This window comes from Pseudomonas sp. TSO6 (assembly GCF_056098905.1).
In genome coordinates, this window is record NZ_JBLZWV010000074.1 from 108,348 (window position 1) to 122,212 (window position 13,865).

12 protein-coding genes are annotated in these 13,865 nt (G+C 62.4%); 7 read left to right on the forward strand and 5 right to left on the reverse strand.

Annotation, left to right across the window (positions count from 1 at the left end; translation table 11 throughout):
• Positions 1-86: 86 nt before the first annotated feature.
• From ACN6NG_RS29720 to ACN6NG_RS29730, 3 genes are read left to right on the forward strand one after another with little or no spacing between them, the layout of a single operon-like run.
• Entirely contained in the window at positions 87-971 is an 885-nt protein-coding gene (locus ACN6NG_RS29720) for an MBL fold metallo-hydrolase (protein WP_353457299.1), read from the forward strand.
• Positions 972-1,010: 39 nt separating this feature from the next.
• A complete protein-coding gene (locus ACN6NG_RS29725; RefSeq protein ID WP_063422575.1) occupies positions 1,011-2,279 on the forward strand; it encodes an NAD(P)/FAD-dependent oxidoreductase in 1,269 nt (422 codons plus the stop codon).
• Positions 2,276-3,094 carry a sulfite exporter TauE/SafE family protein gene (locus ACN6NG_RS29730; protein WP_063422576.1) on the forward strand — a complete coding sequence of 273 codons (819 nt, stop codon included), beginning with the start codon at positions 2,276-2,278 and terminating at the stop codon, positions 3,092-3,094. Before ACN6NG_RS29725 ends, ACN6NG_RS29730 begins: the two co-directional genes overlap by 4 nt.
• Here ACN6NG_RS29730 and ACN6NG_RS29735 read toward each other — a convergent pair.
• Positions 3,083-3,970, reverse strand: coding sequence for a LysR family transcriptional regulator (locus tag ACN6NG_RS29735; protein WP_063422577.1), 888 nt, complete (start codon positions 3,968-3,970; stop codon positions 3,083-3,085). The two genes, ACN6NG_RS29730 and ACN6NG_RS29735, sit on opposite strands and share 12 nt — an antisense overlap.
• Positions 3,971-4,210: 240 nt before the next feature.
• On the opposite strand from ACN6NG_RS29735, the gene ACN6NG_RS29740 reads away from it, so the two are divergent.
• On the forward strand, positions 4,211-5,857 hold the full coding sequence (locus ACN6NG_RS29740) for a GMC family oxidoreductase (protein WP_063422578.1): 1,647 nt from the start codon (positions 4,211-4,213) through the stop codon (positions 5,855-5,857).
• A 97-nt stretch (positions 5,858-5,954) separates the two neighbouring features.
• Entirely contained in the window at positions 5,955-7,574 is a 1,620-nt protein-coding gene (locus ACN6NG_RS29745; RefSeq protein WP_016497360.1) for an MFS transporter, read from the forward strand.
• Positions 7,575-7,751: 177 nt separating this feature from the next.
• Here the strand turns inward: ACN6NG_RS29745 and ACN6NG_RS29750 are convergent, their stop codons facing one another.
• From ACN6NG_RS29750 to glyQ, 4 genes are read right to left on the reverse strand one after another with little or no spacing between them, the layout of a single operon-like run.
• Positions 7,752-8,537, reverse strand: coding sequence for a lysophospholipid acyltransferase family protein (locus tag ACN6NG_RS29750; protein ID WP_019471029.1), 786 nt, complete (start codon positions 8,535-8,537; stop codon positions 7,752-7,754).
• A 46-nt stretch (positions 8,538-8,583) separates the two neighbouring features.
• The gene (gmhB, locus tag ACN6NG_RS29755) at positions 8,584-9,111 is read right to left on the reverse strand and encodes a D-glycero-beta-D-manno-heptose 1,7-bisphosphate 7-phosphatase (RefSeq protein WP_063422579.1); all 528 of its coding nucleotides are present in this window, start codon (positions 9,109-9,111) and stop codon (positions 8,584-8,586) included.
• A gap of 3 nt (positions 9,112-9,114) precedes the next feature.
• The gene (gene glyS / locus ACN6NG_RS29760; RefSeq protein WP_063422580.1) at positions 9,115-11,166 is read right to left on the reverse strand and encodes a glycine--tRNA ligase subunit beta; all 2,052 of its coding nucleotides are present in this window, start codon (positions 11,164-11,166) and stop codon (positions 9,115-9,117) included.
• Positions 11,163-12,110: a glycine--tRNA ligase subunit alpha gene (gene glyQ / locus ACN6NG_RS29765; RefSeq protein WP_019471032.1), complete on the reverse strand. Its 948-nt coding sequence runs from the start codon at positions 12,108-12,110 to the stop codon at positions 11,163-11,165. The genes glyS and glyQ overlap by 4 nt, the downstream gene beginning before the upstream one ends.
• Before the next feature lie 83 nt (positions 12,111-12,193).
• Between glyQ and ACN6NG_RS29770 the strand changes: the two genes are divergently transcribed.
• Together ACN6NG_RS29770 and ACN6NG_RS29775 are read left to right on the forward strand one after the other, a co-directional pair.
• The gene (locus ACN6NG_RS29770; protein ID WP_063422581.1) at positions 12,194-12,745 is read left to right on the forward strand and encodes a DNA-3-methyladenine glycosylase I; all 552 of its coding nucleotides are present in this window, start codon (positions 12,194-12,196) and stop codon (positions 12,743-12,745) included.
• A 41-nt stretch (positions 12,746-12,786) separates the two neighbouring features.
• Positions 12,787-13,674 (forward strand): lysophospholipid acyltransferase, encoded by an 888-nt coding sequence (locus tag ACN6NG_RS29775; RefSeq protein ID WP_016489937.1) that lies wholly within the window; start codon positions 12,787-12,789, stop codon positions 13,672-13,674.
• Positions 13,675-13,865 lie beyond the last annotated feature (191 nt).

A 13,865-nucleotide genomic window follows, 5' to 3' on the forward strand; every position in this document is an offset into this window, starting at 1 on the left:
GCGCTGCAAAGCCTGGCATGCATCTTGATAAACCTCCTGTCACTGCCTACGCCTTGCAAGGTGGGGCGGATAAATTGGAGAACGTGATGATCATCGGCAACAACCTGCACGTGGACGCCTTTTACGACGAGGCGACCTCGACCATCAGCTACCTGGTCATGGACCGTGAAACCCGGCAATGCGCGTTGATCGACAGCGTGCTGGATTACGACCCCAAGTCCGGGCGCACTTGCAGCGCTTCGGCCGACCGCCTGATCGAACGCGTGACCGAGCTGAACGCCAGCGTGCGCTGGGTGCTGGAAACCCATGTGCACGCCGACCATCTTTCCGCGGCGGCCTACCTGAAGGAAAAACTGGGCGGCCATACTGCTATCGGCGCGCACATCACCCAGGTGCAGAAAGTATTCGGGGCTTTGTTCAATGCAGAGCCTGGCTTCGCCCGTGATGGCAGCCAGTTCGATGTGCTGCTCGAAGACGAGGAAGGGTTCCGTATCGGCAACCTGCACGCCCGGGCACTGCACACGCCCGGGCATACGCCCGCGTGCATGAGCTTCATGATCGAAGACGCCGGCGAGATCGCGGTGTTTGTGGGGGACACCCTGTTCATGCCCGACTACGGTACTGCCCGCTGCGACTTCCCTGGGGCCGATGCCCGTACCCTGTATCGCTCTATCCGTCGTCTGCTGGCTTTCCCCGACCAGACCCGTCTGTTCATGTGCCACGACTACCTGCCAGGTGGCCGCGACATGCAGTACGTCACCACCGTGGCCGAGCAGCGCGCCAGCAACATTCATATTCACCAAGGCATCGATGAGGACAGTTTCGTCGCCATGCGCGAAGCCCGTGACAAGACCCTCGACATGCCCGTGCTGATCCTGCCTTCGGTGCAGGTGAACATGCGCAGCGGCCAGCTCCCCGCGCCGGAAGAGAACGGCGTGAGCTATCTGAAAATCCCGCTGAACAAGCTGTAACCGCCCTGCCCCATAATCAGATTTCCAGGATTTACCGCCATGCCTGCCTTGTTGTCCCCTGCCAATACCGACCACCACAAAATCGTCATCGTCGGTGCCGGTGCCGCTGGTATCGCCACCGCTTCCAGCCTGGTCAGCCGTGACCCGTCGCTGGACGTTGCCTTGATCGACCCTGCCGACGTGCATTACTACCAACCCGGCTGGACCATGGTCGGTGCCGGTGTGTTCACGGCACCGAGTACCGCCCGCACCATGGCCTCGACCATCCCGCGCGGTGTGCGCTGGGTCAAGGCGCGGGTGCAGGGTTTCGACCCTCTGGGCCAGCTGGTCATCCTTGAGGACGGCCGCGCCATCAGCTACGAACAGCTGGTGGTCTGCCCCGGGCTCACGCTGGACTGGGCGGCCATCGATGGGCTCAGCGAAACCCTGGGCCGCAATGGTGTCACCTCCAACTACCGCTACGACCTCGCGCCCTACACCTGGGAGCTGGTACAGAAACTCAAGCAAGGCCGCGCCGTGTTCAGCCAGCCGCCCATGCCGATCAAATGTGCGGGCGCGCCGCAAAAGGCGCTGTACCTGTCTTGCGACCACTGGTTGCGCAACGGCCATCTTGGTGCGGTGAAAGCCAGCTTCTTCAATGCCGGTGCAGTCTTGTTCGGTGTGGCGGACTATGTGCCCGCGCTGATGAAGTACATCGAAAAATACGCGGTAGACCTTAATTTCTCCCACCGACTGGTCGCCGTGGATGGCCCGACCAAGCGCGCCACCTTCGTGCGCACCCTGCCCGATGGCAGCACCGAAACGCGCATCGAGGCTTTTGACATGCTGCACGTGGTACCGCCACAAGTGGCGCCGGCGTTTATTCGCGAAAGCCCGTTGGCCGATAATGGCGGCTGGGTCGATGTCGACCCGCATACCCTGCGCCATCGCAAGTACACCAACATCCATGCCCTGGGTGACGTGGCCAATACCAGCAATGCCAAGACCGCCGCAGCGGCCCGCAAGCAGGCGCCGGTAGTGGCCAACAATGTGCTGGTGGCACTGGGCCGGCTGCCCACCCTCGCCCAGTACGATGGCTATGGTTCGTGCCCGCTGACGGTAGAGCGCGGCAAGATCGTCCTGGCCGAGTTCACCTATGGCGGCAAACTGGCACCGAGCTTTCCCAGTTGGTTGCTGGATGGCCGCAAGCCGACGCGTCTGGCCTGGTTGCTCAAGGCGCAGGCGCTGCCGCCGCTGTACTGGCAAGGCATGCTCAAGGGCCGCGAATGGCTGGCGCGCCCGCAGCTGGTAGCCGAGGGTGGCCAGTGATCGAACATCAATTGTTGGGGGCCAGCCTGGGCGCGATCATCGGTGCGGTGCTGGCGTTGACCGGCGCCGGCGGTGGCATTCTTGCTGTGCCCTTGCTGGTGTTCGGCCTGGGGCTGTCGATGGTCGAGGCTGCACCGGTCGGCCTGTTGGCCGTAGGCATGGCGGCGGCGGTTGGCGCAGTGCTGGGGCTGCGTCAGGGGTTGGTGCGTTATCGGGCGGCGCTTTTTATCGCGCTGATTGGCGTAGCAGCGGCGCCGTTCGGGCTGATGCTGGCGCACCGCTTGCCGAATACACCTTTGCAGTTGGTGTTTGCCGGGGTGCTGGTGTACGCCTGCCTGCGTATCTGGCGTAAGGCGGCCAGGGAACTGCGCGGTGAGGCCAATGACGCCCATCGCTATATCGAACCCTGTGTGCTGAACCCGTTGCAAGGCCGCTTGCGCTGGACCCTGCCCTGCGCACGCGCCTTGGCATTCACCGGTGCCTTGTCCGGGCTGCTGTCGGGTTTGCTCGGGGTTGGCGGTGGTTTTGTCATCATCCCGGCCCTGAACCGCTATACCAACCTGCGCATGGCCAGCATCGTGTCCACCTCGCTGGCTGTGATCGCACTGGTGTCCACCGGCAGTGTGGTCAGCGCCAGCCTGGCGGGTGTCATGCATTGGCAGGTCGGAGCCCCGTTCGCATCAGGCGCGGTGCTCGGCCTGCTGCTGGCGCGGCCATTGGCGGCCAAGCTGGCCGGGCCGCGTTTGCAGCAGATGTTTGCGGTGGCCGGTTGGACCGCGGCATTGCTGCTGGCTGGCAAGGCGCTATTGGGCTAGCAGCGCATCCTGTTCTGCCGCGCACAGCGCCAGCAGGTAGTCCCACACCACCCGCAGGCGCACTGACTTGTGCAGCTCGCGGCGGGTGCAGATCCAGTAGCTGCGCTGGATGGTCTCGCCAGGCAGTACGCGCACCAGCGTCGGGTCACCGTGAGCCATGTAGTTGGGCAGTACGGCGATGCCCAGCCCGGCGCGGGCGGCAGCCTGTTGGGCAATGACGCTGGTGCTGCGAAACACCACGGTCGGTGCCCGGCAGAAACTGTTGAGAAACAGCAGTTCCTGGCTGAACAGCAGGTCGTCGACGTAGCCGATCCAGTTGTGCCTGGCCAGGTCTTCGCGGTTGCGCAACGGCGGCGCGCGGTCCAGGTAGCCCTGGCTGGCGTACAGCGCCAGGCGGTAGTCGGTGAGCTTGCGGGTTATCAACAGGTCGGCGTTGGGCCGTTCCAGGTGAATGCTGATCTCCGCTTCGCGGTTGAGGATGCTGACAAAGCGCGGCACCGCCACCAGTTCCACCTCCAGGCCCGGGTAGCGCTCGAACAACGCGTTCATGCGTGGGGTGAAGAACATGATGCCGATGCCTTCGGTCACCCCCAGGCGAATCTTGCCCAAGGGGGTGATGGCCTGGGTGATTTCTTCCTGTGCCAACAGCGCGACGTTTTCCATGGCTTCGGCGTGTTTGAGCAGGGCTTGGCCGGAGGGCGTCAGCTCGTAGCCCTGGGCATGCTGCACGAACAGCGCAGTGCCCAGGCTTTGCTCGATGCTCTCGATGTGCCGGGCCACGGTGCTGTGGGTAGTGTTGAGGCGCTTGGCGGCGGTAAGCAGCCTGCCGCTGCGCTGCAACTCGAGGAAAAACCGCAGATCGTTCCAGTCGAACATGCTGATCCTTTTTGGCAGTTCGTTCCGGCCTCTTCGCGGGCATGCCCGCTCCCACAGGTACAGAGAACATCCTGAAGGTAACGGGATCCCTGTGGGAGCGGGCGAGCCCGCGAAGAGGTCGGTCCAGGCTTACCCCTGTGCTAAAACGCACAACGGCTGCGCGAAATCTCGTGTTTCACCCACGAAATTACGCACTAAGATGGATCGGGACAAGAATAAAAAACGGGCGCGAGGTTGCACATGCCATCAGCCGATTCTGTCTTCGACTACGTGGTCGTAGGGGCCGGTCCAGCCGGTTGCCTGCTGGCCAATCGTTTGTCCGCCGACCCTTCCTGCCGCGTTTTGCTGCTGGAAGCAGGTGGCCGCGACAACTATCCCTGGATTCACATCCCCGTCGGCTATCTCTATTGCATCGGTAACCCGCGCACTGACTGGTGCTTCAAGACCGAGGCGCAGCCAGGCCTGGGGGGGCGCGCACTGGGCTACCCACGCGGCAAGGTGCTGGGTGGCTGTTCCTCGATCAACGGCATGATCTACATGCGTGGTCAGGCGGCCGACTATGACCGCTGGGCCGAGCAAGGCAATGACGGCTGGGCCTGGAAGGACGTGCTGCCGCTGTTCAAGGCCAGCGAAAACCACTTCGCCGGCGCCAGTGAGCACCACGGCGGCGACGGCGAATGGCGCGTCGAGCGCCAGCGCTACAGCTGGCCGATCCTCGATGCTTTCCGTGATGCCGCCGAGCAAAGCGGCATCGGCAAGGTCGACGACTTCAACACCGGCGACAACCAGGGCTGTGGATACTTTCAGGTCAACCAGCGCAGCGGCGTACGCTGGAACGCCTCCAAAGCTTTCCTGAGGCCGATAAAGGACCGCGCCAACCTCACTGTGCTGACCGGCGTTCAGGTTGACCAGGTACTGCTCAACAACACCCGGGCGCGGGCCGTGAAAGCATTTTGGCAAGGCGCCTGGCACGAGTTTTCGTCGCGTCGCGAGATTATCCTGTGCGCCGGCGCCGTTGGTTCACCCGGTATTCTGCAACGCTCCGGCATCGGCCCGCGCCAGCTGCTGGAAAGCCTGGGCATTGGTGTACGCCACGATATGCCGGGCGTGGGTGGCAACCTTCAGGACCACCTGCAACTGCGCCTGATCTACCAGATCCGCAACACCCGCACCTTGAACCAGATGGCCAACAGCCTCTGGGGCAAGATGGGCATGGGCCTGCGCTACCTCTATGACCGCAGCGGCCCGCTGGCCATGGCGCCGAGTCAGCTGGGCGCGTTCGTGCGTTCGAGCCCGGAACAGGCCACCGCCAACCTGCAGTATCACGTACAGCCGCTGTCACTGGAGCGCTTCGGTGAACCACTGCACCCGTTCCCGGCCTTTACCGCATCGGTGTGCAACCTTCGCCCGGTCAGCCGCGGGCGTATCGATATCAGCAGCACCGACATGAACAGCACGCCGCTGATCGACCCCAACTACCTCAGCGACCCACAGGACCTGCGCGTGGCCGCCGATGCCATCCGCCTCACCCGGCGCATCGTGCAGGCCCCTGCCCTTGCAGCGTTCGACCCCAAGGAATACCTGCCAGGCCCAGCCCTGCAAACCGAGCAAGAGCTGTTTGAGGCAGCCGGCAAGATTGGCACCACCATCTTCCACCCGGTGGGTACCTGCCGCATGGGCAGCGGTGCCCAGGACGTTGTGGATAACCAGCTGCGCGTACACGGCATCCCCGGTTTGCGCGTGGCCGATGCCTCGATCATGCCGCAGATCACCTCCGGTAATACCTGTTCACCGACCCTGATGATCGCCGAGAAGGCGGCGCAATTGATCCTCAAAGGAGCTGCTACCCAGACCTACTTGAACGAAGACGCGATACCGACCCCCTGACCCGGGTGCGTGCAACACCGGCGGCTCGCGGTCAGAAGCCGCCGACAGTGGAACAAAAAGAATAATCACTGTGGCCTGCGGGCCGAGGACAGCAACGATGTCGGATTACATCCAGGAACAGGATGCGGTGGCCAGCAGCCCCAGCCGCCGTGAAGAACGCAAGATCATTTTCGCGTCATCCCTCGGGACGGTTTTCGAGTGGTATGACTTTTTTCTCTATGGAGCGCTGGCAGCGGTCATCAGCAAACAGTTCTTTGCTGGCGTGAACGACACCACCGCCTTTATCTTCGCCCTCATGGCCTTTGCCGCCGGCTTCCTGGTGCGGCCGTTCGGTGCATTGGTGTTCGGCCGCCTGGGCGACATGATCGGGCGCAAGTACACCTTCCTGGTCACCATCGTGCTGATGGGCCTCTCCACATTCGCTGTGGGGCTGTTGCCCACCTATGCCAGCATCGGCATAGCCGCACCGATCATCCTGGTGATCCTGCGCATGCTGCAGGGTCTGGCGCTGGGGGGTGAGTACGGCGGTGCTGCCACCTATGTGGCCGAGCATGCGCCCCAGGGCAAACGGGGCTTCTACACCGGTTTCATCCAGTCCACCGCCACCCTTGGCCTGTTACTGTCGCTGCTGGTGGTGCTGGGCAGCCGCTACATCAGTGGCGACCAGTTCGAAACCTGGGGCTGGCGCTTGCCGTTCCTGCTGTCGATAGTGCTGCTGGCCATCTCCACCTGGATCCGGATGAGCATGCACGAGTCGCCGGCCTTCGTGAAAATGAAGGCCCAGGGAAAGGTCAGCAAGTCGCCGATCCGTGAGTCGTTCACCTCCTGGCCAAACCTGAAAGTGGTGCTTACCGCGCTGTTCAGCATCAACGCCGGGCAAGCCGTGACCTTCTACACGGCGCAGTTCTACGTGCTGTTCTTCATGACCCAGATGCTGAAAATGGACCCGGCCCAGGCCAATACCCTGCTGATCATCAGTGTGGTGATTGGTGCGCCGTTCTTCGTGTTCTTCGGCTGGTTATCGGACCGCATTGGCCGCAAGCCGATCCTGATGCTCGGCCTGTTGCTGGCCACGGTGCTGTACTTCCCGCTATTCAAGGCGCTGAGCCACTACGCAAACCCTCAGATTGACGCCGCCAGCCGGCAGGCGCCGATCGTGGTCACCGCCGACCCGCAAAGCTGTACCTTCCAGTTCGACCCGGTGGGCAAAGCGCGTTTCGACAGCCCGTGCGACAAGGTCAAGACGTTCCTGGTCAAGCAGGGCCTGCCATACAGCTCGGTAAGCGTGGCCGGCAGCGATGTGGTGGTCAATATTGGTGAAAAGACCATCAATGGCTACGACGAAGCGGCCATGCGCAGCGCCGTGGAGCAGGCTGGCTACCCGGCCAAGGCCGACCCAGGGCAGGTCAACCAGGTCATGGTGGTGGTGCTGATCGTGGCGATGATCCTGATCGCTACCATGACCTATGGCCCGCTGGCAGCCGTGATGGTCGAACTGTTCCCGACCCGCATCCGCTACACCTCGATGTCCCTGCCCTACCATATTGGCAATGGCTGGTTCGGCGGCTTCCTGCCAACCGTGTCGTTCGCGCTGGTGGTGTATACCGGGGATATCTTCTACGGGCTGTGGTACCCGGTGCTGGTGACCGGGATCAGTTTGGTCGTGGGGATTTTCTGCCTTAAAGAGACCAAAGACGTGGATCTCGACAAGGTCTGAGGCTGTTCACACGGCACAAAAAAACCGGCTGTAAAAGCCGGTTTTTTTATGCCCCAAAAAAACTTATGCACGATTTTAAGAAAAATGTCACACGTAGAAATAAACAGCTAATTCAACGACTTAGCGTTTACTTCAAGCATTTGATCGAAAAACTGCTCACAAGTTATCCACAGATCATCAAGCGGTCTGCTGTTGGGTTTTTTCATCGGCTGGGGGCAGCGAACCCAGGGCCCGTTGGGTGGCTTCGTTCCACGCCGCTGCGCGGTCGTTGAGCTCGGCGATGGCACGTGGCCCGGTGCCATTGGCGTACATCGGCTCGCCAATCACCACTTCGATGGTACCGGCACGCTTGCCCCAACCGGTCTTCGGCCAGAACTTGCCGGCATTGTGGGCAATCGGCAGCACCGGCAGCCCGGCATTCACTGCCAGCGCAGTACCGCCGCGGGAGAACTTGCCCACGGTGCCGTACGGCACGCGGGTGCCTTCCGGAAAGATCAGCACCCAAGTCTTCTGCTTGAGCAGCTCGTCGCCTTTGCTCGCCACCTGGCGCAACGCTTCCTTGGGGTTGTCGCGGTTGATCGCGATCGGCCGCAGCATGGCCATGGCCCAGCCGAAGAACGGCACGTACAGCAGCTCGCGCTTGAGCACCTGGCTCAGCGGCGAAAAGTACTGGGAAAGGAAGAAGGTTTCCCAGGTGCTCTGGTGGTTGGACAGGATCACGCAGGGCTCATTCGGCACGTTCTCGGCGCCGGTGACCTTGTAGTCAATGCCGAGAATGGTGCGCACCAGGAACAGCGCGCAGCGACACCAGTACACGTTGATGAACCTGTAGCGCTTGGGGAACGACAGGAACGGCGCGATGAAGAAGCTCAGCGAGCACCACAGCAGCGAACTGGTGCCCAGCAGCAGGTAAAAAAGAAAGATTCTGATCGCCTGCAGGATCGACATAGTGGCTTGTACCATTGCGGGGCATGCCCGCCTGAGAAAAATGCGCCCGAAGGCGCACTGTTTAAATTAGTTCTCTGGCGATAGCTGCCAGATCGTCGAAAATCAGTGTAGTTTCAGGGACGCCTTTTTCCAGGGTCCGCTCGCCCTTGCCGGTTTTTACCAATACGGGTTGTGCACCGACGGCCAGGGCGGCCTCCAGGTCACCTTTGCTGTCACCGACAAACCAGACGCCTTGCAGGCCGACCCGGTAATGCTCGGCAATCGCCACCAGCATGCCAGGCTTTGGCTTGCGGCAATCGCAGCCTTCGTCCGGCCCGTGCGGGCAATAGACGATATGGCCCACCTCGCCCCCCTGCTCGGCCACCAGCTCGCGCAGGCGTGCGTGCATGGCTTCCAGGGTTGCCAGTGTGTAATAGCCACGGGCAATGCCGGACTGGTTGGTGGCCACGGCCACCGTCCAGCCCGCTTTGCTCAACTGCGCGATGGCCTCGACCGAGCCAGGGATCGGCACCCATTCTTCCAGCGTCTTGATGTAGGCGTCGGAGTCATGGTTGATGACCCCGTCACGGTCGAGAATCAGCAGTTTCAAGGCTTACCCCAGCAGCGAAATGTCGGCCACGCCCAGGAACAGGCCGCGCAGGCGGCTGAGCAGGGCATAACGGTTGGCGCGTACCTTGGCGTCTTCAGCGTTGACCATCACCGCCTCGAAGAAGGCGTCGACCGGGTCACGCAGGGCCGCCAGGCGGGCCAGCGATTCACTGTACTGGCGTGCAGCAGCCATCGGTTGCACGGCCTGGTCGGCCTGCTGGATGGCCGAGTACAGCGAGAACTCGTTGGCGTTGTCGAAGTACTTTGGCTCGACCTGTTCGGCGATGGCGCCTTCGGCTTTGCTCAGCAGGTTCGATACTCGCTTGTTCACCGCGGCCAACGCTTCGGCTTCTGGCAGCTTGCGGAAAGCCTGCACGGCCTGTACGCGCTGGTCGAAGTCCAGGGCGGAGCCTGGCTGCAGGGCACGCACCGACAGGTAGGTGGCCACGTCGATGCCTTCGTCTTCGTAACGCGCACGCAGGCGGTCGAAGATGAATTCCAATACCTGATCGGCCAGGCCAGCGGCCTTGACCTTGGCGCCGAACTGCTTGACTGCGAACTCGACCGCACCGGTCAGGTTCAGGTCCAGCTGCTTCTCGATCAGGATGCGCAGCACGCCCAGGGCGGCACGGCGCAGGGCGTACGGGTCCTTGCTACCGGTGGGCAGCATGCCGATGCCGAAGATGCCAACCAGTGTGTCGAGTTTGTCGGCGATGGCCACGGCAGCACCGGTGAGGGTCTGCGGCAGCTCGGCGCCAGCACCGCGCGGCATGTACTGCTCGTTCAGGGCCAGGGCGACGTCTTGCGGCTCACCGTCGTTGAGCGCGTAGTAATAACCGGCAACACCCTGCATTTCAGGGAACTCGCCGACCATCTCGGTGGCCAGGTCGCACTTGGACAGCAGGCCGGCACGGCCGGCGCGCTGGGCGTCGCCGCCGATCAGCGGGGCAATGAACGCAGCCAGTCTGGAGACACGCTCGGCCTTGTCGTACACAGTGCCCAGCTGAGCCTGGAACACCACGTTTTTCAGGCGCTCGTTGAAGGTTGCCAGCGGCTGCTTCTTGTCCTGCTTGAAGAAGAACTCGGCGTCGGTCAGGCGTGGGCGCACGACTTTCTCGTTGCCTTGCACGATCTGCTTCGGGTCGCGGCTCTCGACGTTGGCTACGGTGATGAAGCGCGGCAGCAGCTTGCCTTCGCTGTCCAGCAGGCAGAAGTACTTCTGGTTGTCCTGCATGGTGGTGATCAGGGCTTCTTGTGGCACTTCAAGGAAACGTTCCTCGAACGAGCACACCAGCGGCACTGGCCATTCGACCAGGGCAGTCACTTCGTCCAGCAGCGCAGGCGGCACGATGGCGGTGCCTTCCTGCTGCATGGCCAGCTCCGCGGTACGCTTGCTGATCAGCTCGCGGCGCTCGGCGAAGTCGGCCAGCACGTAGGCTTTGCGCAGGTCTTCGACGTAGTTGGCCGGGGTGGTGATGACGACGTTTTCCGGGTGGTGGAAGCGGTGGCCACGGGATTCACGGCCGGCTTTCTGCGACAGGATGGTGCAGTCGACCACCTGGTCGCCCAGCAGCATCACCAGCCATTGGGTCGGGCGCACGAACTCTTCACGGCTGGCCGCCCAGCGCATGCGCTTGGGAATCGGCAGGTCGTTGAGCGAATCTTCGACGATGGTTGGCAGCAAGCCGACGGTGGACTTGCCCGGGATATGCTGGGAGAAGCGCAGCTTGGCGCCGCTCTGATCGATTTCCGACAGATCTACACCGCATTTCTTGGCAAAGCCAAGAGCAGCCTGGGTCGGCTCGCCGTCTTTGAAAGCAGCCTGCAGGGGCGGCCCGTCGATATTGATGCTGCGGTCAGGCTGCTGCACGTCCAGCTGGCGGATCAGCACGGCCAGGCGGCGCGGCGCGGCGTACACCTGCTTGCCGGTGTAGTTCAGGCCAGCGGCCTGCAGGCCTTTCTCGATGCCGGCCAGGAAGGCGTCGCCGAGGGTGGCCAGGGCTTTGGGTGGCAGCTCTTCGGTGCCCAGTTCTACCAGGAAATCTTGAGCACTCATTGTGCAGCCTCCAGCTTAGCCAACACTTCGTCACGCAGTTCAGGGGTGGCCATCGGGAAGCCCATGCGTGCGCGGGCTTGCAGATAGCTTTGCGCCACGTCCCGGGCCAGGGTACGTACACGCAGGATGTAACGCTGGCGCTCGGTTACCGAGATGGCGCGGCGGGCGTCCAGCAGGTTGAAGGTGTGCGAGGCCTTCAGGACCATTTCGTAGGTCGGCAACGGCAGATCCAGCTTGATCAGGCGGTTGGCTTCGCTTTCGTAGAAGTCGAACAGTTCGAACAGCTTGTCGACGTTGGCGTGTTCGAAGTTGTAGGTCGACTGCTCCACTTCGTTCTGGTGGAACACGTCACCGTAGGTGACCTTGCCAAACGGGCCGTCGGCCCACACCAGGTCGTACACCGAATCGACGCCCTGGATGTACATGGCCAGGCGCTCCAGGCCGTAGGTGATTTCACCGGTGACCGGGTAGCACTCGATACCGCCTACCTGCTGGAAGTAGGTGAACTGGGTAACTTCCATGCCGTTCAGCCAGATTTCCCAGCCCAGGCCCCAGGCGCCGAGGGTCGGCGATTCCCAGTTGTCTTCGACGAAGCGGATGTCGTGCACCAGCGGGTCCAGGCCGATGGCTTTCAGCGAGCCGAGGTACAGCTCCTGGAAGTTGGCCGGGTTGGGCTTGAGCACTACCTGGAACTGGTAGTAGTGCTGCAGGCGGTTTGGGTTTTCGCCATACCGCCCGTCGGCAGGGCGACGGCTAGGCTGCACGTAGGCGGCGTTCCAGGTTTCTGGGCCGACGGCGCGCAGGAACGTGGCGGTATGGAAAGTGCCGGCGCCTACTTCCATATCGTAGGGCTGAAGCACCACACAACCTTGAGCTGCCCAGTAGTTCTGCAGGGCGAGGATCAGGTCTTGGAAGGTACGCACGGCTGGCGTAGGCTGGCTCACGAAATTCACCTGTATCTGGGGATGCGGATGTAAAGAGCGGGAGTATAACCTGATTCGCCTCGCCCTCTACTCATTGGAGCCTTATGCCACGCTGCTTTTGGTGTACCGACGATCCGTTGTACCAGGCCTACCACGACCAGGAATGGGGAACGCCACAGCGTGACCCGGCGTTGCTCTTCGAGATGCTTTTGCTCGAAGGGTTCCAGGCCGGGCTGTCGTGGATAACCGTTTTGCGCAAACGCGAGCGTTATCGCGAGGTGATGTACGGCTTCGACCCAGAAAAGCTGGCCGCCATGAGCGACGAGCGCATCGAAGAACTGATGCAGGATGCCGGCATCATCCGCAATCGCCTCAAGCTCAAGGCTGCGCGGCGCAATGCCCAGGCCTGGCTGGCTGTGGATAACCCCGCCGAATGGCTATGGTCGTTCGTTGGCGGCGAGCCGAAGATCAACCACTTCGAAGTGCGCGGCGACGTGCCGGCTGTCACCGACGAAGCCAAGGCCATGAGCAAGGCCCTGCAGAAAGCCGGCTTCACCTTTGTCGGCCCGACCATCTGCTACGCCTTCATGCAGGCCACCGGCATGGTCATGGACCACACCACCGATTGCGATCGCTACGCTGCCTTGTTGCGCTGAGGGGTTACAATGCGCGCCTTGCTGAAATAAGGAATTCGCCTGTGGAAAAGTTCAAGGGCGCCCTGATGGTCGGGGTGCTGCGCCTGTTTGCCAAGCTGCCCTGGGGCGCTGTACAGCGCGTGGGCGCGGGTATTGGCTGGCTGATGTGGAAGGTCCCCAACGGTTCGCGCAATGTGGTGCGAATCAATCTGGCCAAGTGTTTCCCGGAGATGGACCCGGTTGCCCGTGAGCAGCTGGTTGGCCAGGCGCTGCGGGATATCGGCAAATCCTTTGTCGAAAGTGCCTGTGCCTGGATCTGGCCGCCGCAGCGTTCGCTGGAGCTGGTCAAGGAAGTGCACGGCCTGGAAGTGCTGGAGCAGGCCCTGGCCTCGGGCAAGGGCGTGGTGGGTATCACCAGCCACCTGGGTAACTGGGAAGTGCTGAACCACTTCTACTGCAACCAGTGCAAACCGATCATCTTCTACCGCCCGCCTAAGCTCAAAGCGGTGGATGACCTGTTGCGCGAGCAGCGCGTGCAGATGGGCAACCGCGTGGCGCCTTCGACCAAGGAAGGCATTCTCAGCGTGATCAAGGAAGTGCGTCGCGGTGGCCAGGTGGGTATTCCTGCCGACCCGGAGCCGGCCGAATCGGCAGGGGTGTTTGTGCCGTTCCTGGGCACCCAGGCGCTGACCAGCAAGTTCGTGCCGAACATGTTGGCGGGTGGCAAGGCGGTGGGGGTATTCCTGCATGCGCTGCGGCTGCCGGATGGTTCGGGCTTTCGGGTGATTCTGGAAGCAGCGCCGGAAGCGATGTACAGCACCGATGTGACCGAATCGGCGGCGGCGATGAGCAAGGTGGTCGAGCGCTATGTGCGCGAGTACCCGAGCCAGTACATGTGGAGCATGAAACGCTTCAAGAAGCGCCCGGCTGGCGAGCCGCGCTGGTACTGAGATTTCTGGGGGCGCTTTGCGCCCCTTTCGCCGGCAAGCCAGCTCCCACCCTGACCGTGCCGGCCCGAGCTCATGCTTCAGCCTTAGACAAGCTCTGGCTTGTAAAAGGCCCATGGGCTTGCTCGGCACCTGTCGGAGCTGGCTTGCCGGCGATGGGCTCCCACCTTGACCGTGCCGGCCCGAGCTCATGC

Bases quoted from the DNA above. Each gene is read 5' to 3' on its own strand.
- ACN6NG_RS29750 (WP_019471029.1), bottom strand. From the start codon at position 8,537: ATGGTACAAGCCACTATGTCGATCCTGCAGGCGATCAGAATCTTTCTT.
- ACN6NG_RS29720 (WP_353457299.1), top strand. From the start codon at position 87: ATGATCATCGGCAACAACCTGCACGTGGACGCCTTTTACGACGAGGCG.
- ACN6NG_RS29740 (WP_063422578.1), top strand. From the start codon at position 4,211: ATGCCATCAGCCGATTCTGTCTTCGACTACGTGGTCGTAGGGGCCGGT.
- glyS (WP_063422580.1), bottom strand. From the start codon at position 11,166: ATGAGTGCTCAAGATTTCCTGGTAGAACTGGGCACCGAAGAGCTGCCA.
- ACN6NG_RS29735 (WP_063422577.1), bottom strand. From the start codon at position 3,970: ATGTTCGACTGGAACGATCTGCGGTTTTTCCTCGAGTTGCAGCGCAGC.
- ACN6NG_RS29770 (WP_063422581.1), top strand. From the start codon at position 12,194: ATGCCACGCTGCTTTTGGTGTACCGACGATCCGTTGTACCAGGCCTAC.
- ACN6NG_RS29745 (WP_016497360.1), top strand. From the start codon at position 5,955: ATGTCGGATTACATCCAGGAACAGGATGCGGTGGCCAGCAGCCCCAGC.
- ACN6NG_RS29725 (WP_063422575.1), top strand. From the start codon at position 1,011: ATGCCTGCCTTGTTGTCCCCTGCCAATACCGACCACCACAAAATCGTC.